Genomic DNA, 19173 nt, shown 5'->3' with positions numbered 1-19173 from the left:
CGGCGGTGTGGGATTGGAGTCGATAGGTGGCGGCGCCGCGGAAATTGGGCGAATGATAGATGTATCAACATAAGAAAGGTTTCGAGTATGGCAAAGAATTTTGCGGAACAAATCGTAGAAAGCTTGGAAAACCAAGGAGTAAAACGCATCTATGGTTTGGTCGGAGACAGCCTCAACCCGATCGTGGATGCAGTACGGACCTCCAACATCGAATGGATCCACGTCCGCAATGAGGAAACAGCAGCCTTCGCAGCAGAAGCAGAAAGCCTGCTCACCGGCGAACTAGCCGTCTGTGCAGCCTCCTGCGGCCCCGGAAACACCCACCTCGTCCAAGGGCTTTACGACGCCAACCGCAACGGCGCCAAAGTACTTGCCATCGCCAGCCACATTCCCTCACGCCAAATCGGCTCACACTTCTTCCAAGAGACCCACCCCGAAGCCCTCTTTGCTGAGTGCTCCGGCTACTGCGAGATGGCAAACTCCGCACTCCAGGGCGAAGTAATCCTGCACCACGCCATCCAATCCACCATGGCTGGCAAGGGCGTATCCGTGCTGGTTCTCCCAGGTGACGTGACCATGCAAGACGTAGAGGACGACACCTTCACCGGTTCGCGTATCTCCAACGCGCGCCCTATCATGTACCCAGACCCAGCTGAAGCCGCTGACCTCGTCAAAGCCATCAACGAGGCCAAAACCGTCACCTTGTTCTGCGGTGCCGGCGTGCGCTACGCCCGCAAAGAGGTACTGGAACTCGCCGAAAAGATCAAGGCACCAATCGGCCACGCACTCGGCGGAAAAATGTACATCCAGTACGACAATCCCTTCGACGTGGGCATGTCCGGCCTGCTCGGCTATGGAGCTTGCCACGACGCTTCCAACGACGCCGACCTGCTGATTCTCCTCGGCACCGACTTCCCCTACAACGACTTCTTGCCACGCAAGAACGTCGCGCAGATCGACATCGACGGCTCCCACATCGGCCGCCGCACCCGCATTACCCACCCCGTGGTTGGCGATGTTGCCGCTACGATCTCGAACATCTTGCCGCACGTCGAGGAAAAAACAGATCGATCCTTCCTTGACCGCATGCTGAAAAAGCATCACCGCAAGCTTAACGACGTGATCGAGGCCTACACCTCAGGCGTAGAAAAGCACACCCCAATCCACCCAGAATTTGTGGCCAACATTATCGACGAAATCGCTGCAGACGATGCCGTATTCACCATCGATACCGGCATGTGCAACGTCTGGGGCGCGCGCTACATTACGCCTAACGGCAAACGCGAAATGATCGGATCCTTCCGCCACGGCACCATGGCTAATGCGTTACCGCAGGCCATTGGTGCGTCTGCTGCTAACCCAGGACGCCAGGTGGTTACCTTCTCTGGCGATGGCGGACTCGGCATGCTCATGGGCGAGTTGCTCACCGTTAAGCTGCACAACCTGCCCATTAAAACCGTGGTGTTTAACAACTCCTCGCTGGGCATGGTCAAGTTGGAAATGCTGGTGCAAGGCATGCCAGAGCACGAAACTGATCACGAGCATGTGGACTTTGATGCCATTGCTGCTGCGGTGGGCATCGAGCACATCAAGATCACCGATCCTGCAAAGGCGCGTCAGCAGCTTCAGGCAGCCTTTGACTATGACGGCCCTGTGCTTATCGACATCATCACCGACCCCAATGCACTGTCTATCCCACCGAACATCACGATGGATATGCTGATGGGCTTCTCTCGTGCCGCTACCCGCACTGTTTTCGGTGGCGGCGTGGGCCACATGGTGGATATGGCAAAGTCCAACCTGCGTAATATTCCAAAGCCTTAGTTCTGGTTGGTGCTGTTGATACAGCAAACCCCTCCGGGTTCTCAATCATGTTGGTTTTCCATGTTGAGAAGCCACGGAGGGGGTTTCTTTTTTATTTACTCAACCTCAGTAAATTTGCGATCCCATGCTGATCGCACTGGGTTGGCATCGGCGAGAAGAATATCGAAGCGGTCGTTAGCGATCTCGACGATTTCGGTGAGGGCTGTTCGGTGCTCTTGCACATCGGAGTTTGCTAGTCGACGCAAGCCGGCGTCCACGATGGAGGCGACGGTGTCGTTGGTGTCGAGGAAGTACACGAATGGCATGTTGAAACGCTCACGGTACGTCTTAGACAGTTCCAACACCTGCTGTATTTCCACATCATCAAGTTCGTTGATACCCAGCGAACCACGATCAGCACTGATTGCTCGAGATTCAGCATCGGTTGCCAGCAGAACTGCTGAGGTATCCGGGTAGTCGTGGATGAGTGCTTCGCGTTGTTCGTTAGGCGCGGTAAGTACTGCCACTTGGATAGCTTCGCGCAGCTCATGGACGTCTGCGAACGGGCGGGATTCCCATGCTTGTTCCAGTGGCCACGTCTCTTTGTTAAACAGTGGGCGCAAAGTTGCTACGAACTCATCGCGGTTCAATGCGTTGATCTCATCGAGTGTTATGCCGTCACCGGAAACGTTGCGTGCAACTGCAGAACCGGACTGCTTTCCTACGTGGAAGAACAGCAAGTTCAGCAGGATTGCGGTGATAGCACCGATGGACATGCCAGAGGAAACGAAGATACGTGCCCATTCTGGGAATGCTTCTGCAACCGATGGTTTGAAGGTAACCAGCATTGCTAATCCCAAAGCAGTGGTAACGATCGCAGCGTTACGGCTATCTGCTAGGTCGGTCTTGGCGATGGTCTGTAAACCAACCCAAGCAACGTTGGCGAACAGCGCGAGGGACGCAGCTCCCAAAACTGGGGATGGAATTGATGCGACGATTGCGCCGGCTTTAGGTAGAAGTCCGAGGATAATCATGAATCCAGCTGCGGAAGCTGCAACCCAGCGAGACTTCACACCAGTGATACGAACGAGGCCAACGTTTTGAGCGAAGCACGTGTAGGGGAAGGAATTCATCACACCACCCAAGAAGGTGGAAAGACCATCGGCGCGCAGGGCTCGCTGCACATCAGACTTGCGGATACGCTTTTTCACGATCTCGCCGGTAGCAAATACGTCACCGGTGGTTTCCACCATGGTGATGATCATGACGATGATCATGGAGAAACATGCGGTGATATTGAACTGTGGCATACCGAAGTAGAACGGGGTGGTAATACCAAACGCTGCCGCATTACCGACTTCGTCCAAGTTGGCATGGCCTAGGAGCAGTGCGATAACTGTGCCGCTGACCAATCCGATAAGCACTGCGAGAGTACCCAAGAATCCACGGAAGAAACGCTGAGCCAAGATGATGACAGCAAGCGTGCCAAAAGCATAGAAAAGATCGCGGGTCTCCGGCTGAGCTTCAGCGTAGTTAATAAAGTCATTTGCCGACACCGCCAAAAGGGACGTACCCATAACCAACAGCACTGATCCAGTAACTACTGGCGGGAAGAACCGAAGGAACTTGGCAAAGACAGGGGTGGCAAAGAAAGTAAACAAACCAGCGACGATGACGGCACCGTAGACGGTAGGAAGCGATTCGACGCCACCTTGGCCATCAGTGACACCTAAACCAATAGCGATGATGGGTGCTACTGCTGTGGTAGTCACGCCTTGAACGATGGGCAAGCGCACACCGACGTGCTTGCCAATGCCTACCGATTGGATCAATGTTGCAATGCCACAGGTCAACAAATCTGCGTTGATCAAGTGGATAGTAGTTGCAGTATCGAGATTAAGAGATGCTGCGATGAGAAGAGGGACGATAACAGCGCCAGCGTAGAATGCAAGAACATGCTGCAAACCCAAAGCTACGAGCTTGGGTGCTGCGGGAACTGCGTCCACGGGATGGACGGGAGCTGCGGACAAGAGGGGACTCCTTGAATGTGTAACCAGTTGCAGACTCGATTACCTTAGCAATCTTCTACTCAATCCCCGAAGGAGAAAGAGAATCTGATGTGCTGCGGAACGAGTAGGGAGGGAAAACAATATCGACATGCGCCGGTAATCGACCACTGTCCCATTGCACGGAATCGATAAATGCACATGCCTGTTCCACAATTAGCTGTCGTTCCGTGGCGCTCAGCGGGGTGGGATTTACGTGGTCGCTCGTCCAAAGACCGTCGGCAAGCGTGAGGATAAATAGTGCTGCGGAATTTTCTGCAATTCCCTCTGACCAAGGCTGCCACGCATCTGTCCAAATGCGTCGAATCTCTGGATCGGGAAGAGACTGCAGCGTGAGGAATAAATCAGCGCGTCTGGCTGAAGTCGATTGATTGATCACAATCGCTTTTAAACGCAACGGTAAATCCAATTGCTGTGGGGGAGCGCCGGCAATGTCCTCCAACGCTTGGGTCCACAAGCTGGCCGAGTATTTGTTGAGCTCGACTTCTAATGCGCGCCGGGACGGGAAATGATAAATCAATCCGGATTTTGAGGTACCAGTAGCTGTGCTCAGGGAATCATAGGTGAGTCCTTGTAACCCATCGGATTCCACGATATCCATAGCGGTTGCCAGCAATTGTTGTTTCTTATTCGTGCGCATATTCAGTTTCCTTAGGGTTGTTGCGGAGCAGCCAAGCCGTAGCTAAGGCGCAGGTGAGCCCAATCGCGGCCGCTATCCAGATCACGGTGGCATACGACTCGTTCATCAAAAGCCTGGCATTGATGTGCAGTTCTGGGTGCTGAAGGCCTTGATCGAACGATGACGCAATTTCTGCTGGAGCGTTAACGCTGTAGAAGAAGCTGAAAAGCGAACCGAACAGGGCCACAGAAATGAGAGCACCGAATTCGTAACTTACTGCTTCCATCGCAGAGGCCATACCGGAATCGCGAGACGGTGCTGATCCAATCACAGCGGTAGAGGAAACGGACATCACCATGCCGGCTCCGAAACCGCATAGCAATAAACCGGTGATCAAGAGTGGGAAAGTGTTGTGGGGAACCGAGAACGCCGTGAGTGCACCTCCCGTACACATAACCAAGAACCCGCCGCTAATAAGAGGGCGGAATCCCACCTTATGTACGATCGCGCCACCGCCAATGGAACTGGGGAATGCTGCGAGCGCAGTGGCTGCAGAAAGTAGACCTGCTTGAAGCGGCGTAAATCCTTCTGCCAGCTGGAAACGTTGGGTGGTAAGAAGCTCGGTGCCGGACAGAATTAACATCGCGCAGGTTGCTGCCAGTACTCCCGCACTAAAGAGGGAATTACGGAAAACTCCGAACCGAAGTAAAGGCTCTTCGAGGTGGAGATGTCGCCACCCAAATAGGGCGGCACCTACAGCCATAAAAGCAAGCCCCAAAGCGAGCATGGCGAAAGATATTGGCGTATGAGCACATTCCTTGATGAGGAGTACAAGGCCCACCATGAAAAACATTGCGAACACTGAGGAGAGGAAATCCCAGCTTCGTTGTGGATTAGGTCGGTTTTTCGGTGCCATGAAGTATGTGCATACCAGCGCGATGATAACGACTGGAACGTTGATGAGAAAGATTGAGCCCCAGTAGTAGTGCTCTAAAAGGAATCCACCGAGGACTGGGCCTAAAGCAGCACCGAGTGTTGCTACTGCTCCCCAAATGCCGATGGCCGTGTTGCGTTCACGAACATCGGTAAAAGTAATTCTCAATAGTGCTAGTGAGGCGGGCATCATCGTTGAAGCGCCTATTCCTAGCAGTGCACGAGCAGCGATAAGTGTTGCTGCATTGGGTGAAGCAGCAGCCAGAATGGATGCACCCGCAAATACCGATAGCCCAATTTCAAACATGCGGCGATGGCCAATTTTGTCACCCAGAGTGCCAGTTCCTAGTAGGAGTCCTGCGAGCACGAGTGAGTAGGCATTGATGATCCACAGGCCTTCGAGCTCCGAAGTATGAAGATGCACGTGGAGCGCGGGTAGCGCCGTGTAGAGCACTGAGTTATCTGCGCCGACTACGAACAGTCCAAGTGAGATAATTCCAAGAAAAATCCACCGCTGGTCGTGGGACTTAAGTCCTGCAGACTTTTCTCCTGTGGGGATGCTGTGCGACGACATGATTGAAACAATACCGAACGTTCGTTATAGTTTCAATGGTAAGGTGTTTGACATGGCTGCAGGGAAGATGTTTTTCTTTAGCGGTGCTGGTCAGTGGGGGGTGGCGAGGGGGGCAGATGGTGCTGAGGTATTCACAGTTTGTTGACAGGTGTGCAGCAGAAACTAGCCAGTTCAATCAGTTGTACTGAGAACCAATAACGATTCATATAATAAAAAATTCAAAATGCTGAGGTAGGCAGGGTAAAAATGGAAACCATGAATGAACATGCAACTCGGGTTTTGGTGGTTGACGATGAGCCAAACATCGTTGAGCTGTTAAAAGTGAGCCTGAAATTCCAAGGCTTTGAGGTAGAAACCGCCCAGTCGGGGCTCGAAGCCTTGGAAAAAGCCCGTTCTTTTCAACCCGATGCTTTTATCTTGGACGTGATGATGCCGGGCATGGATGGTTATGAATTGCTGCCCAAGTTGCGTGCTGAAGGCTTTGAGGGGCCAGTGCTTTACCTGACGGCAAAAGATGCAGTAGAGCATCGAATTCATGGCCTCACCATTGGTGCGGATGATTATGTGACTAAGCCATTCTCGCTTGAAGAGGTGATTACCCGTCTGCGTGTGATTCTGCGTCGTGGATTGCGCCATGATGACGTAGACGATTCCGCAACCTTGGTGTATGCCGATTTAACCTTGAATGATGATACTCACGAGGTGACTAAAGCTGGGCAAGTTGTCGAGCTATCGCCAACGGAATTTAACCTACTGCGCTATTTAATGCTCAATGCAGAAGTGGTGCTGTCCAAGTCGAAGATATTGGACAATGTTTGGCACTACGACTTCGGCGGAGATGGCAACGTTGTTGAATCTTATATTTCCTATTTGCGTCGCAAAGTTGATACTCAAGAACCTGCGTTGATTCAAACGGTTCGTGGTGTTGGGTACGTACTGCGTAAACCTCGGTCGTAGAAGCAAGGATTCGTCGATAGGAAATCTAGACAAACATGAACAATCCTTATGCCAGAGCGGTTGTTTCGGAACCAGTGGATGAATCTCAGTGCTCATCTGCTGGGGATCACCGGTACCCGAAGGATCACCGGTACCCGAATTTTTCCAAGAAAAATCAAGAAGACCACAAACCTTCTTGGATCAGCACAGCAGTGCGTACTCTGCGAATTTCGGCGTCCAATTTTTCGGTGATCGCGGCTATCAAACATCTACGTTTGAGCGGAATTCCCCTGCGCTCAGGCTTGATGGCGATTGTTCTTGTCGTCTCTGCAATTGGATTGATCGGAAGTTCTTTTGCAGTAAATCGAACGATGCAGCAGTTGTCCTATTCGCGCATTGATATGGAACTTGAAAGCGGACTCAACGGCTGGGCTGCGCAAGACTCTTTGTTTGAAACTCAGCGTAACGGTGCGCTAGTTCGCCCACCCACAGAATTCTATGTGGTGAAAATTTACCCCAATGGCACAACGAGCATCTATAACGAGGGAAAATCGAGCCCTGATCTTGGAAGTGTCGTCATTGGTAAAGGGGCACAAACTGTTGATTCCTCGGATGAAAGCGTTGCAAACGTGGAATGGCGGGTTATTGCAGAGCGCCGTGCTGGGGTAGCCATTGTGGTGGCCAAAGATATTACTCAAGAAGCAAATGTCTTGAAACGACTCGCGTTAGGTCAGGTCATCATTGTTCTAGCAGTGCTTTTGCTCATGGCGTTGTTGGCCTATGTGCTTATCCAGCGTGCGCTTCGTCCGTTACGTGAAGTCGAAATGACCGCCAAGGCGATTGCTGCGGGCGATTTGGATCGTCGAGTGCCCAACACTACGGCAGATACCGAAGTAGGAGCGCTGTCGAATGCACTGAACAGTATGATCTCTCAGCTGCAAGGATCCATTGTGGAGCTACGAGACAAAGAAGCTCAAATGCGTCGTTTTGTCGGCGATGCTTCACATGAGTTGAGAACCCCACTGACCTCGGTCAAAGGTTATGCCGAGCTGTATCGCTCGGGTGCCACAACGGACGCAGACCTTGTGATTGAAAAGATCGAAGACGAGGCTAAGCGAATGAGTTTGCTGGTAGAAGACCTCTTAGCGCTCACGCGCGCAGAGGGGGCGCGTCATGACTCTAAGCATGTTGATCTTCTTGACCTAGCCCTTAATGTTTTGTCTTCACTTCGCGGAGCCTATCCCGATCGTGAAATCGATGTTCGTTCTGAATGTGCGGATGTGCCCGTGGTTGAGGGAGACGCAGCACGCTTGCACCAAGTTCTGACCAACCTAGTGGCAAACGCCTTGAAGCACGGTGGAGACTCGGCACGAGTCACCATCAAACTGGCTGATGCGGGATCCAATTTTGCCGTCAAAGTGATCGATGACGGTGTAGGCCTCAGCGAAGAAGATGCCTCGCACATTTTCGAACGCTTCTACAGGGCAGACAGTTCGCGCGCCCGCAGCACAGGCGGAAGTGGACTCGGGCTCGCCATCGTGAAATCACTCGTGGAATCCCACGGTGGTGAAGTATCAGTGGAATCTGAGCAGGGGCACGGAACCACATTCATTGTGGAACTACCCAAAGCTGCACCGAAAGAGCTTAAAGAACTGAAACAATCGGTAACAAAGAAGCGCTCGGTAGAAGAAAACTAGAAAAGTGCTAAAGCACGCGAGGTACTAGTCGCTAGCGGTGTCGGTTTCCGCAGGGTAACCGAGAGCCTCCACAATGACGTCAGCTTGTCGTGGCAGATCCTCGTGGCGAATACCAGTGATCTCAATAAGCTCACCAAGCGCACTAGATGCAGCAGGAACAATGCGGTCGGCAGTCGAATAGATCGACACCAACTCCACGCCATCTGGCAGCGTAGCTGGGATTTCTTGTGTTAATTGAATAACCGCTTGCCCAGTAATCAGCTTGACCACAGGTTTAAATCGCACGGTTCTAGGAACCCCACGAAAAGCGGCACCCAAACCAATGAGTTTGCGCACAAAACCTGGGCGCGCATGAGCAATGCGTAGTCCCTGCAGTCCACCGGCCGAATGGCCGACAATATCGACCTGTTTAATACCCATATCGCGGAGGTGATCCACATAGCGCAATAGCTCGGCAGTCGAACGATCCAAATCGGCGGTGCCATGCTCACCATAAGCAGGGGCAAAAAATGGGCGCCCAAGCTGGGCAAGCCGTTGGGCCGGGCGCTCAAAATTGCCAGGAGATCCCAGCGTTCCATGCAGGAACAATACGGGGACTGAATCAGTGGAGGCGTCGGCAAGCGTTGTAGCTACCCACTTCGGTGACAACGGCAACGTGCCCCGAGCTGGTATCCATTTCAACAGTGCCATGCAAACAGCTCCTCCTATTTCACAGTTCCATCCTCGCGGGTGCCTAGAGCTTCGCGTAGTTTCTCAGCTGCCGCATCCATAGCGGCAGGATCGGTTTCGTCCATGCTCATGGCGCGTGCGAAGTCATAATCACCCATCTTGCCAGCTGGGAAAATGTGAATATGGGTATGCGGAACGTCAAAACCGGCAATGATGTAGCCGGCGCGGGGAGCGTCGAAAGCCGAAACAACAGCCTGACCCACCTTTAGGGCAACCGCATTGAGCTTGGACCACAACTCAGGTTCTAGATCAGTCCACTTGTCAACCTCTTTTACCGGCACAACCAGCACGTGGCCGTAGGCGAGAGGCTCGATGGTAAGAAATGCCACGATGTTGGAATCGCGGTAAACAAATCGGCCAGGAAGTTCACCGTTGATGATTTTGGTAAATACGCTACTCATGGTGTCTACGGTACCGCGCAGTGCGCACTATTGTCAGGGGAGGAATGTCGGACGTAGACCCTGTAGGATCTACAGACCATGCGCATTCTTGTTATCGGTTCGGGCGCCCGTGAGCACGCCCTCGTACTAGGTTTGTCCAAGGATCCTTCTGTTTCTGAGATCCATGTTGCCCCAGGCAACGCAGGCATGGAGTCGATTGCTACGGTTCATGCTGATGCTACCGCCGTGGATGATCCAGCTCAGATGCTGCAGGTCGCACAGGACGTTCAGGCGGATTTGGTTGTGGTTGGCCCGGAGATTCCCCTGGTAGCAGGTGTGGCGGATGTTCTTCGTCAGAACGGTTTTGCGGTGTTTGGCCCTAACAAGGATGCGGCTCGCATCGAGGGGTCTAAGGCTTTTGCCAAAGATGTGATGGAAAAAGCTGGTGTGCGTACGGCTCGTGCTGAGCAGATTTTGCCGGATGCGAGCGATGAGCAACGTGACGCTGCGTTGGATCGTTTCGGTCCCCATTATGTGGTCAAGGATGATGGTCTTGCTGGTGGCAAGGGTGTTGTGGTCACTGATGATCGTGCGGCGGCGCGCGCTCATGTCGACGCGGTGCTAGATGCTGGTAATCCGGTGCTTCTGGAGAGCTTCTTGGATGGCCCTGAGGTGTCCTTGTTCTGCTTGGTTGATGGCGAGACTGTTGTTCCGTTGATCCCTGCGCAGGATCACAAGCGTGCTTACGATAACGATGAGGGCCCAAACACGGGTGGTATGGGAGCTTATACTCCGTTGCCGTGGTTGCCTGCAGATGGTGTGCAGCGCATTGTCGACGAGGTCTGCGTGCCTGTGGCTCGCGAGATGGTGCGTCGTGGTTGCTCGTATTCTGGTTTGCTGTACGCCGGTTTGGCGTGGGGCGCTGAGGGGCCATCGGTGGTTGAGTTCAACTGCCGCTTTGGTGACCCAGAGACTCAGGCGGTGTTGGCGTTGCTGCGTACCCCATTGGCTCAGGTGCTACAGTCGGTGGCTGAGGGGACGTTGGCGCAGGCTCCGGCGTTGGAGTGGCAGGATGGCTACGCCTTGACTGTGGTGTTGGCTGCTGAGGGGTACCCAGAAAGCCCACGTAAGGGTGGCGTGATCACGGGTGCTGATGTGGCTGATGCCTCGGGTGCCACGGCTGTGTTGCATGCTGGTACTGCACGTGATGAGCAGGGCAACGTGGTGGCCAACGGTGGCCGTGTTCTCAATGTTGTGGGTACGGGGGCAACGCTTGCCGACGCCCGTGATAACGCCTACCGCGTGTTGGAAGGCATCAAGCTGGAAGGTTCGCATTTCCGCTCTGATATTGCGCTTCCGGCAGTTGAGGGTCGTATTTCGATTTAAGCGGTTATGTGACTTGCTGCAGGGAGGGCTTAACAGTGCCCCTAGTGTTGTGAGTTGTCGCATGGGCGGAGTATCGTCGCCTCGTGCGTAAGACTCCTGCTCGGCTTGTCGCCGGTTGTTTTGCAGCGTTGGTGCTGTTGGGCACTGTGCTGTTGTTGTTGCCTGTGTCTCGTGAAGGCCATGCCCAGGCTGACGTCGTTACGGCTCTTTTTACTGCGACGTCGGCTGTGTGCCTGACGGGGCTCACGGTGGTAGATACTGCCACTTACTGGTCCCATTTTGGTCAGCTGATCATTTTGGCGTTGATCCAAGTGGGCGGTTTGGGCATCATGACCCTGACCACGTTCGCCGGCTGGGTGCTGGTGGGGCGGATCGGTGTAAAAGGCCGGTTAAATGCGGCGGCTGAGGGCCGTGGTAGGGAATTGGGGGAGGTCACAGGGCTGCTTATCGCTACTATCGGTTTTACGCTCGTTGTGGAATCGACGGTGGCTGTGGCGTTGACCTTGCGTTTTCACGCTATGGGCTTTGATTGGTGGGCGAGTCTGTGGGAGGGGGTTTTCCACGCGGTTTCGGCGTTTAACAATGCGGGCTTTGGCTTAAGGTCAAACAACTTGATGTCTTATGTGGGCGATGGCTGGATCATTTTGCCTATTTCGGCAGCGGTGATCGTGGGTGGTTTGGGTTTTCCCATGCTGTTGGAGTTGCATCGACGTGTGGCTTTTCGTCGTCAAGGCCAAGCTATTCGCCGGATGTCGTTGACTTCGTTGTTTACTATTGCGGGCACGGTGGTGTTGCTTGTCGCTGGCACGATTGGCATTGCGGTGCTGGAGTGGCGTGGCGTGCTTGCCCCGTTTGATGGCCCGACGAAGATGCTGGCTGCGTTTTTTCATTCGGTGACCTCGCGTACTGCTGGGTTTAACTCTATTGATATGTCGCAGTTGCATCCGACGAGTCTGTTGCTCACGGATTCGTTGATGTTTATCGGTGGCGGTTCTGGTGGCACCGCGGGTGGCATCAAGATCACTACTGTTGGCGTGTTGTTGGCAGTGATGGTCGCGGAGGTCCGTGGTGATGATCAGATTCTGATTCGGGGTCGTCGTATCCCGAATCGAACTGTGCGCCAGGCGATGGCTGTGTCGATGTTGGCGGTGTTGACGGTGGGAATCGCAGTGGGTGTGGTTTTGGTTTTGGCCCCTGAGTTTGGTGTTCTCGATCTTTCATTTGAGGTGGTCAGTGCTTTTGCCACTGTGGGTTTGAGCACGGGTATTACGGGTTCGTTGCCCAGTGCTGCACAGTTAGTTTTGGTGGTGTTGATGTATGCCGGCAGGATCGGACCAGTATCCTTAGTGGCGGCGCTGGCTGCGCGTTCAAGTAAGAGGCAGTATTCCTATCCTGTAGAAAGGCTGATCATTGGTTAGCTTCCGTTCTCGTTCCAATCCGGCTGTGGTGATTTTGGGGCTGGGTCGTTTTGGCATGGCTTTGGGGGAGGAGCTGGTGCACTCTGGCGTTGAGGTGATGGGTATTGACACTAATCCGGCGGTGGTGGATAAGGCTTCAGCTATTTTGACGTATGCCGCGGTGTCGGATACGACTAGCGAGGAGGCGCTGCGTCAGCTGGCGGTTAATGAGGCATCACGTGTGGTGATCGGTATTGGCGCAGATATGGGTGCTTCGTTGTTGACGGCTTCGGCGGTGGTGGAGTTTAATATTCCGTCGATTTGGGCGAAGGCGTTGAATAATTCGCATGCGAAGATTTTGAAGCAAATTGGTGTGCATCACATCATTCGTCCAGAGCAAGACACGGGTCGTCGTATTGCGCATCTGATGAACGGTCGGGTGCAGGAGTATGCGGAGTTTGATCGGGATTATGCGATTGTGAAGATTGCGCCGCCGGTGTCTGCCTTAGGTAAGAAGGTGAGTGATTTTGATCGGGTTCAGATTATTGCGGTGCGTCCTGCTGGTGGCATGTTTAGGCAGTCGAAGCCGGAGATGGTGTTGCGCTCGGGGGATCTGATTCTGGCTGCGGGTAACCCCGATGAGCTGGAGAGGTTTGGCACTTTGGACTAGCGTGTCTGCTATGTTTCCGAGTGATCGCAGCCACGTTGACCCGTTTCGAGTGATGCAGATTTTGGGGGAGGCGCAGTTACGCGATGATGCGTTGTTGTTGTGCGTGGGGCAGCCGTCGACGGGCGCGCCGCGTGCGGTGATTGAGCGTGTCCATTCGCGTATCGACGCCTCTGCACTCGGTTACACTGCCACGCTGGGGATTCCTAAGCTCCGAGAGGCTATCGCGCAGTGGCATGCGCAGACGTATGACACCGACACTTCTGCACGCAATGTTGTGGTGACCACTGGGTCTTCCGGCGGGTTTGTTGCTTTGTTCTTAGCTGCTTTAGATCATGGCGATCCGATTGCGATGACGCGTCCTGGGTATCCGGCGTATCGCAATGCGTTGAGGGCTCTAGGTGCAAAGATTATCGACTTGCCCTGTGGCGCAGAAACTCGCTTCCAGCCCACGGTGGACATGCTCGAGGCGTGCGTCGAAAAGCCCAAAGCGCTGATTGTGACCAGCCCTGATAATCCTTCGGGAACGATCATTGATCCTGCTGAGCTGGAGCGCATCGCCGCATGGTGTGAACGTAACTCGTGTCTGCTGATCTCAGACGAGATCTACCATGGCATAACCTATGGTCGTGAGTGTCATAGCGCGCGGGAGTACTCCAACAAGGCGGTGGTCGTTGGCTCGCTCTCTAAATACTTTTCCATGACCGGCTGGCGGCTAGGCTGGCTCATTGTTCCTGACGAGCTGGTAGAAGCCCTCGATAATTTGCAAGCAAACCTTACCTTGTGCCCACCGGCGGTGTCTCAAGAAGCTGCGCTGGCTGCATTTAGCTCTGAGGCGCGCGCCGAACTGGAAGGTCACGTAGCGCGCTACGCTCGCAACCGTGCTTTACTTCTTAAGCGCTTGCCCGAGCTCGGACTAGGTAAGTGTGCGCCACCTGATGGCGGCTTTTATCTCTATATTGATGTATCGGATCATACTGAGGACTCGGAAATCTGGGTGCGTGAGCTTTTAAACGCGACCGGTGTGGCGCTTGCTCCTGGTATTGACTTCGACCCCGTCGACGGACACCGCTTCGTTCGGCTGAGTTTCTGCGGAGAATATGAGGAAATTCTTCAAGCATGTGAGCGTTTGCGCACGTTCATGCCATAATGAGCTACGTGGCTGAGAAGAAGAAGATCGCAAACGTCCTGTCCAACCGCTACGCCTCTGCCGAGCTCACCGAACTGTGGAGCCCAGAGGCAAAGATCCTCCTGGAGCGCCAGCTGTGGATCGCAGTAATGAAGGCCCAGAAGAATCTGGGTGTTGATATTCCAGCAGAAGCAATTTCTGCCTACGAAGAAGTGATCGACCGCATCGACCTCGATAGCATCGCGCAGCGCGAAAAGATCACCCGCCATGATGTGAAAGCTCGTATCGAGGAGTTCAATGCTCTCGCAGGCTACGAGCACATCCATAAGGGGATGACTTCCCGCGACCTCACCGAGAACGTGGAACAGCTGCAGATCTACCGTTCGCTTGAGATGATGCGTAACAAGTCGGTGTCTGTTGCTGCTGCCATCGCACAGCACGCAGCACAGTACCAGTCCTTGGTCATGGCTGGCCGCTCCCACAATGTGGCTGCTCAGGCTACCACTTTGGGTAAGCGTTTTGCTTCTGCCGCCGAGGAAATTTTGGTGGCCATTGACCGCGTTGAGGACCTTCTGAGCCGCTATCCACTGCGCGGTATTAAGGGACCTATGGGCACCGCCCAAGATATGCTCGATCTTGTTGGTGGCGACGAGGCCAAGCTTGCCGCATTGGAAACTCAAATCGCTGATCACCTAGGTATTGCCCGCGTGTTCGATTCAGTGGGGCAGGTTTACCCCCGCTCTTTGGACTTCGATGCGGTGTCTGCTCTGGTTCAGTTGGGTGCTGGCCCATCCTCGTTGGCTCACACCATCCGCTTGATGGCTGGCAATGAGACGGTGACTGAGGGCTTCAAAGAAGGCCAGGTCGGTTCCTCGGCTATGCCACACAAGATGAATGCACGTTCGTGTGAGCGCGTCGGTGGCTTGCAGGTGATCTTGCGTGGTTACCTCACCATGGTTGCTGATCTTTCTGGTCAGCAGTGGAATGAGGGCGACGTGTTCTGCTCGGTTATTCGTCGTGTGGCTCTTCCGGATGCGTTCTTCGCGCTGGACGGCATGTACGAGACATTCCTCACAGTGCTGTCTGAGTTTGGTGCATTCCCAGCAATGATTGATCGTGAGCTTGAGCGCTACCTGCCGTTCCTTGCTACCACCCGCATTCTGATGGCTGCTGTTCGTGCTGGCGTTGGCCGTGAAACTGCGCATGAGGTGATCAAGGAGAACGCTGTGGCGGTTGCCTTGAACATGCGTGAAAACGGTGGTGAGCAAGACCTCATTGATCGCCTTGCGGCGGATGAGCGGTTGCCGATGACTCGTGAGCAGTTGGATGAAGCTTTGGCTGATCGCCATGCCTTTATTGGTGCCGCAGAATCGCAGGTTGCTCGCGTTGTTGACCGCGTGAATGATCTGGTTCGTCGCTACCCAGCGGCTGCCCAGTACACCCCAGGTGACATTCTCTAACAACTGCTTTTAAGTACAAGTCATATCGCATCTGTGGGTGTTGCGATATGACTTGTTCTTGTTTCAAGGTCTAGACTGCTTGATTATGCGTCCTGAACTCTCCCAGTACACTCATGTCTCCGCTGGCAAGGTGCGTGAGATTTACGAGATCGACGATGAACGCCTCCTCATGGTTGTTTCTGATCGTATCTCTGCTTACGACCATATTTTGGAACCAGAGATTCCAGACAAGGGTCGCGTGCTCACTGCTATGAGCATGTACTTCTTCCACAACATCGATTTTCCGAACCACCTTGCAGGGCCTATCGACGACCCCGCAATCCCAGAAGAGGTGCTCGGCCGTGCCATGGTGTGCAAGAAGCTCAAGATGCTGCCTTTCGAGTGCGTTGCACGTGGTTACCTCACCGGCTCCGGCTTGAAGGAATACCAAGAAACCGGCACGGTTTGTGGTGTGGAGCTACCCGAGGGCTTGGTGGAGGCTTCTAAGCTCCCAGAGCCGATCTTTACCCCTGCTACGAAAGCAGAGCTTGGCGATCACGACGAGAACGTCTCTTTCGACGTTGTCGTGGAAAAGCTGGGCGAGGCGCGTGCGAACGAGCTTCGCGACGCTACCCTGCGCATCTATTCCGAGGCCGCAGCGTTGGCGGAAGAGCGTGGCATCATCTTGGCGGACACCAAGTTCGAGTTCGGTTTGGACGAGGATGGCACCTTGGTGCTAGCCGACGAGGTGCTTACCCCAGATTCTTCGCGCTACTGGCCAGCGGATGGCTATGAAGAGGGCAAAGTGCAACCAAGCTTTGATAAGCAGTACGTTCGTAACTGGTTGACCGGACCAAAATCGGGTTGGTCTACTGACGATGTCACCCCTCCGCCATCACTGCCAGGTTCTGTTGTGGAAGCCACCCGTGAACGCTACGTGGAAGCCTTCGAGCGCATTACTGGTAAGAAATTCTCCGAGTGGATCGGGTGCTGCGTTTAAAACGTTGAACTCTCAAGCTTTGTAGTCACAAAAATACTCCCCATGACTGTTGTCGTGGGGAGTATTTTTTAAAGCTTACTTAGCAACCTTCTCAATCAAGGTCAGAAGTTTAGAGATTAGCTCGATGACCTTGGAGATGATGTTTAGATCAGAAGCGGTAGACAGCTCAGCGAGGTGCACAATGGACCTTTCATTCGGAAGTGTAACTTGCCTTGTAATGTAGGCGATCTCTCAGGCAATAGCAAGGTTTCGGGGCTACATTTTCGCTATCGGCTACGATCGTTACCATGCGTGAATCTCACAATGTCCTACCTCCGGTAGCTCCAGTCCGTCCCATTACTCGTACCCACCACGGGATTGATTTCGTAGATAACTACGAGTGGTTGCGGGATAAGGAGAATCCGGAGACGATCCAGTATCTCGAGGCAGAGAATGCTTTTGTTGAGCAGCAGACTGCGCACCTTTCGCAGTTAAAGGACAATATTTATCACGAGATTAAGTCGCGGGTGAAGGAAACAGATATGTCTGTTCCACAGCGTGCTGGTGATTTTTGGTATTACGGTCGATCCGAGGAAGGGAAGAGCTACGGCTATTCTTGCCGTATTCCGGTGAGCGAAGGCGCGGATGCGTGGGTACCGCCGACTATTCCTGAAGGGGAGCCGGTTGCGGGGGAACAGATCATCCTTGATGCCAATGAGTTGGCCGAAGGTCATGAGTTTTTTGCTTTAGGTGCTTCGACGGTGACCACATCAGGGCGTTACCTTGCTTATTCGGTTGACACTGAAGGTGATGAGCGTTTTACCCTGCGGGTCAAAGACTTGACAACGGGTGAACATCTTGTTGATGAGATCCCCGATGTGTTCTATGGTGCCACGTGGGCTGGCGAGGAATACTTGTTCTACCAGCGCGTTGATGCTGCGTGGCGTCCGGATTCGGTATGGCGGCATAAGATTGGCACGGATCCGGCGACGGATGTGCAGGTGTTCCATGAGGCCGATGAGCGTTTTAACACGGGTGTGGGTGCTACTCGCTCGGAGCGTTTTTTGATGATTGAGTCGGCTTCGAAGATTACGTCGGAGATCTGGGTCTTAGATCTGGATAATCCTACGGGGGAGTTCCGTTGTGTGCTGCCACGAAAAGCGGGCGTGGAATATGACATTGACCATGCTGTTGTTGCCGGTTGCGATACATGGATTGTGACGCACAATGCTGCTGGCCCGAACTTTGAGGTGGGCTGGACTCCGGTCACCGACGAGGAGATTTCTCTTGATTCTCTCGAGGTTTTGGTGCCACACCGTGATGATGTTCGAATCGAGGGTGTGGACACGTACCGTGATCACATTGTGTTGGCGTATCGCTCGGGGGCGATCGGTCGCGCAGCTGTGATGCAGTTGTCTGCTGATGGCTTTGGTGTTTTTGAAGAGATTACTTTCGACGAAGAGCTCTACACGGTTGGTGTGGGCGGACACCCTGAGTGGGACACCCCTGTGGTGCGCATGGTGTATGTGTCGTTTACGCAGCCAAGCCAGGTGTTTGATTATTGGATTGCTGATGGGCGACGCACCTTGCTCAAGGAGCAGGAGGTTGTCGGTGGCTATAACGCGGAGGATTACACGGCGTCGCGACTGTGGGTTGAGGCTCACGACGGTGTGCGTATCCCCGTGTCGTTGATTCATCGCTCTGATCTTGATCTGAGCAAGCCGAACCCTACGCTGTTGTATGGCTATGGTTCTTATGAGTCTTCGATCGACCCAGGTTTTTCCATAGCGCGGCTATCTTTGATGGATCGCGGCATGGTATTTGCTATCGCCCATGTGCGCGGTGGTGGTGAGATGGGCCGTGGCTGGTATGACACTGGCAAGACTGTGACGAAGAAGAACACGTTTACGGACTTCATTGCGGTAGCTGATTACCTGATCGAGTATGGGGTTACCACTTCTGAGATGTTGGTGGCAGAAGGCGGGTCTGCTGGCGGCATGCTCATGGGTGCGGTGGCAAACATGGCGGGTGATCGTTTCAAAGCGATTGAGGCTGTGGTGCCTTTCGTAGACCCATTGACGTCGATGTTGATGCCGGAGTTGCCGTTGACGGTAACGGAATGGGATGAGTGGGGTGACCCGCTGCATGATGTCGAGGTGTATAACTACATGGCCTCTTATGCACCTTATGAAAACATTGAGGCAAAGGCATACCCCAACATTTTGGCGGTGACCTCGCTCAATGATACTCGTGTGCTCTACGTTGAGCCGGCTAAGTGGATTGCACAGTTGCGTGCGACGGCAACGGGTGGACAGTTCTTGCTTAAGACGGAGATGTCTGCTGGTCACGGTGGTGTTTCGGGCCGTTATGAGAAGTGGAAGCAGACCGCGTTTGAATATGCTTGGCTGTGCCATCAAGCAACCGGAAAGGAATCCTAGG

The 19173-nt window shown here is 53.8% G+C and carries 15 protein-coding genes; 10 read left to right on the top strand and 5 right to left on the bottom strand.

Annotated elements, in window-relative coordinates; all coding sequences use genetic code 11:
* Positions 1-87 precede the first annotated feature (87 nt).
* A complete protein-coding gene (locus CIP100161_RS09865) occupies positions 88-1824 on the top strand; it encodes a pyruvate dehydrogenase (RefSeq protein ID WP_155874014.1) in 1737 nt (578 codons plus the stop codon).
* Positions 1825-1919: 95 nt separating this feature from the next.
* On the opposite strand, the gene CIP100161_RS09860 is transcribed toward CIP100161_RS09865, so the two are convergent.
* From CIP100161_RS09860 to CIP100161_RS09850, 3 genes are read right to left on the bottom strand one after another with little or no spacing between them, the layout of a single operon-like run.
* Positions 1920-3833 carry a solute carrier family 23 protein gene (locus CIP100161_RS09860; protein WP_155874013.1) on the bottom strand — a complete coding sequence of 638 codons (1914 nt, stop codon included), beginning with the start codon at positions 3831-3833 and terminating at the stop codon, positions 1920-1922.
* Between the two features lie 55 nt (positions 3834-3888).
* Positions 3889-4509, bottom strand: a complete 621-nt coding sequence (locus CIP100161_RS09855) for a TetR family transcriptional regulator (RefSeq protein WP_155874012.1) — start codon at positions 4507-4509, stop codon at positions 3889-3891.
* Positions 4496-5995 (bottom strand): MFS transporter, encoded by a 1500-nt coding sequence (locus tag CIP100161_RS09850; RefSeq protein WP_155874011.1) that lies wholly within the window; start codon positions 5993-5995, stop codon positions 4496-4498. Before CIP100161_RS09850 ends, CIP100161_RS09855 begins: the two co-directional genes overlap by 14 nt.
* A gap of 246 nt (positions 5996-6241) precedes the next feature.
* Between CIP100161_RS09850 and CIP100161_RS09845 the strand changes: the two genes are divergently transcribed.
* Positions 6242-6952, top strand: coding sequence for a response regulator transcription factor (locus CIP100161_RS09845; RefSeq protein WP_155874010.1), 711 nt, complete (start codon positions 6242-6244; stop codon positions 6950-6952).
* A 35-nt stretch (positions 6953-6987) separates the two neighbouring features.
* A complete protein-coding gene (locus CIP100161_RS09840) occupies positions 6988-8628 on the top strand; it encodes a sensor histidine kinase (protein WP_155874009.1) in 1641 nt (546 codons plus the stop codon).
* A gap of 24 nt (positions 8629-8652) precedes the next feature.
* On the opposite strand, the gene CIP100161_RS09835 is transcribed toward CIP100161_RS09840, so the two are convergent.
* Positions 8653-9318 carry an alpha/beta fold hydrolase gene (locus tag CIP100161_RS09835; protein WP_155874008.1) on the bottom strand — a complete coding sequence of 222 codons (666 nt, stop codon included), beginning with the start codon at positions 9316-9318 and terminating at the stop codon, positions 8653-8655.
* 14 nt (positions 9319-9332) lie between these two features.
* Positions 9333-9758 carry an HIT family protein gene (locus CIP100161_RS09830; protein WP_155874007.1) on the bottom strand — a complete coding sequence of 142 codons (426 nt, stop codon included), beginning with the start codon at positions 9756-9758 and terminating at the stop codon, positions 9333-9335.
* Positions 9759-9836: 78 nt separating this feature from the next.
* Between CIP100161_RS09830 and purD the strand changes: the two genes are divergently transcribed.
* The 7 genes from purD (at position 9837) to CIP100161_RS09795 (ending at position 19172) form a co-directional block, all read left to right on the top strand.
* A complete protein-coding gene (gene purD / locus CIP100161_RS09825) occupies positions 9837-11123 on the top strand; it encodes a phosphoribosylamine--glycine ligase (RefSeq protein ID WP_155874005.1) in 1287 nt (428 codons plus the stop codon).
* Between the two features lie 83 nt (positions 11124-11206).
* Positions 11207-12541 (top strand): TrkH family potassium uptake protein, encoded by a 1335-nt coding sequence (locus tag CIP100161_RS09820; protein WP_155874003.1) that lies wholly within the window; start codon positions 11207-11209, stop codon positions 12539-12541.
* Positions 12534-13190 carry a potassium channel family protein gene (locus CIP100161_RS09815; RefSeq protein ID WP_155874001.1) on the top strand — a complete coding sequence of 219 codons (657 nt, stop codon included), beginning with the start codon at positions 12534-12536 and terminating at the stop codon, positions 13188-13190. Before CIP100161_RS09820 ends, CIP100161_RS09815 begins: the two co-directional genes overlap by 8 nt.
* Before the next feature lie 10 nt (positions 13191-13200).
* Entirely contained in the window at positions 13201-14337 is a 1137-nt protein-coding gene (locus tag CIP100161_RS09810; RefSeq protein WP_155873999.1) for a pyridoxal phosphate-dependent aminotransferase, read from the top strand.
* The gene (gene purB, locus CIP100161_RS09805) at positions 14337-15776 is read left to right on the top strand and encodes an adenylosuccinate lyase (RefSeq protein WP_155873996.1); all 1440 of its coding nucleotides are present in this window, start codon (positions 14337-14339) and stop codon (positions 15774-15776) included. The genes CIP100161_RS09810 and purB overlap by 1 nt, the downstream gene beginning before the upstream one ends.
* 85 nt (positions 15777-15861) lie before the next feature.
* Positions 15862-16755: a phosphoribosylaminoimidazolesuccinocarboxamide synthase gene (locus CIP100161_RS09800; protein WP_155873994.1), complete on the top strand. Its 894-nt coding sequence runs from the start codon at positions 15862-15864 to the stop codon at positions 16753-16755.
* Between the two features lie 287 nt (positions 16756-17042).
* Positions 17043-19172 carry a S9 family peptidase gene (locus CIP100161_RS09795; RefSeq protein WP_155873992.1) on the top strand — a complete coding sequence of 710 codons (2130 nt, stop codon included), beginning with the start codon at positions 17043-17045 and terminating at the stop codon, positions 19170-19172.
* Position 19173 lies beyond the last annotated feature (1 nt).

Source organism: Corynebacterium rouxii (assembly GCF_902702935.1).
GTDB lineage: Bacteria > Actinomycetota > Actinomycetes > Mycobacteriales > Mycobacteriaceae > Corynebacterium > Corynebacterium rouxii.
Note: the sequence above shows the minus strand (reverse complement) of the source record. Positions and strands in the feature narration are given on the sequence as shown.

Excerpts from the sequence above, each read along its gene's own strand:
- CIP100161_RS09840 (WP_155874009.1), top strand. The coding sequence starts at position 6,988 with ATGAACAATCCTTATGCCAGAGCGGTTGTTTCGGAACCAGTGGATGAA.
- CIP100161_RS09850 (WP_155874011.1), bottom strand. The coding sequence starts at position 5,995 with ATGTCGTCGCACAGCATCCCCACAGGAGAAAAGTCTGCAGGACTTAAG.
- CIP100161_RS09835 (WP_155874008.1), bottom strand. The coding sequence starts at position 9,318 with ATGGCACTGTTGAAATGGATACCAGCTCGGGGCACGTTGCCGTTGTCA.
- purB (WP_155873996.1), top strand. The coding sequence starts at position 14,337 with ATGAGCTACGTGGCTGAGAAGAAGAAGATCGCAAACGTCCTGTCCAAC.
- CIP100161_RS09810 (WP_155873999.1), top strand. The coding sequence starts at position 13,201 with ATGTTTCCGAGTGATCGCAGCCACGTTGACCCGTTTCGAGTGATGCAG.
- CIP100161_RS09830 (WP_155874007.1), bottom strand. The coding sequence starts at position 9,758 with ATGAGTAGCGTATTTACCAAAATCATCAACGGTGAACTTCCTGGCCGA.
- CIP100161_RS09795 (WP_155873992.1), top strand. The coding sequence starts at position 17,043 with ATGCGTGAATCTCACAATGTCCTACCTCCGGTAGCTCCAGTCCGTCCC.
- purD (WP_155874005.1), top strand. The coding sequence starts at position 9,837 with ATGCGCATTCTTGTTATCGGTTCGGGCGCCCGTGAGCACGCCCTCGTA.
- CIP100161_RS09800 (WP_155873994.1), top strand. The coding sequence starts at position 15,862 with ATGCGTCCTGAACTCTCCCAGTACACTCATGTCTCCGCTGGCAAGGTG.
- CIP100161_RS09855 (WP_155874012.1), bottom strand. The coding sequence starts at position 4,509 with ATGCGCACGAATAAGAAACAACAATTGCTGGCAACCGCTATGGATATC.
- CIP100161_RS09845 (WP_155874010.1), top strand. The coding sequence starts at position 6,242 with ATGGAAACCATGAATGAACATGCAACTCGGGTTTTGGTGGTTGACGAT.
- CIP100161_RS09865 (WP_155874014.1), top strand. The coding sequence starts at position 88 with ATGGCAAAGAATTTTGCGGAACAAATCGTAGAAAGCTTGGAAAACCAA.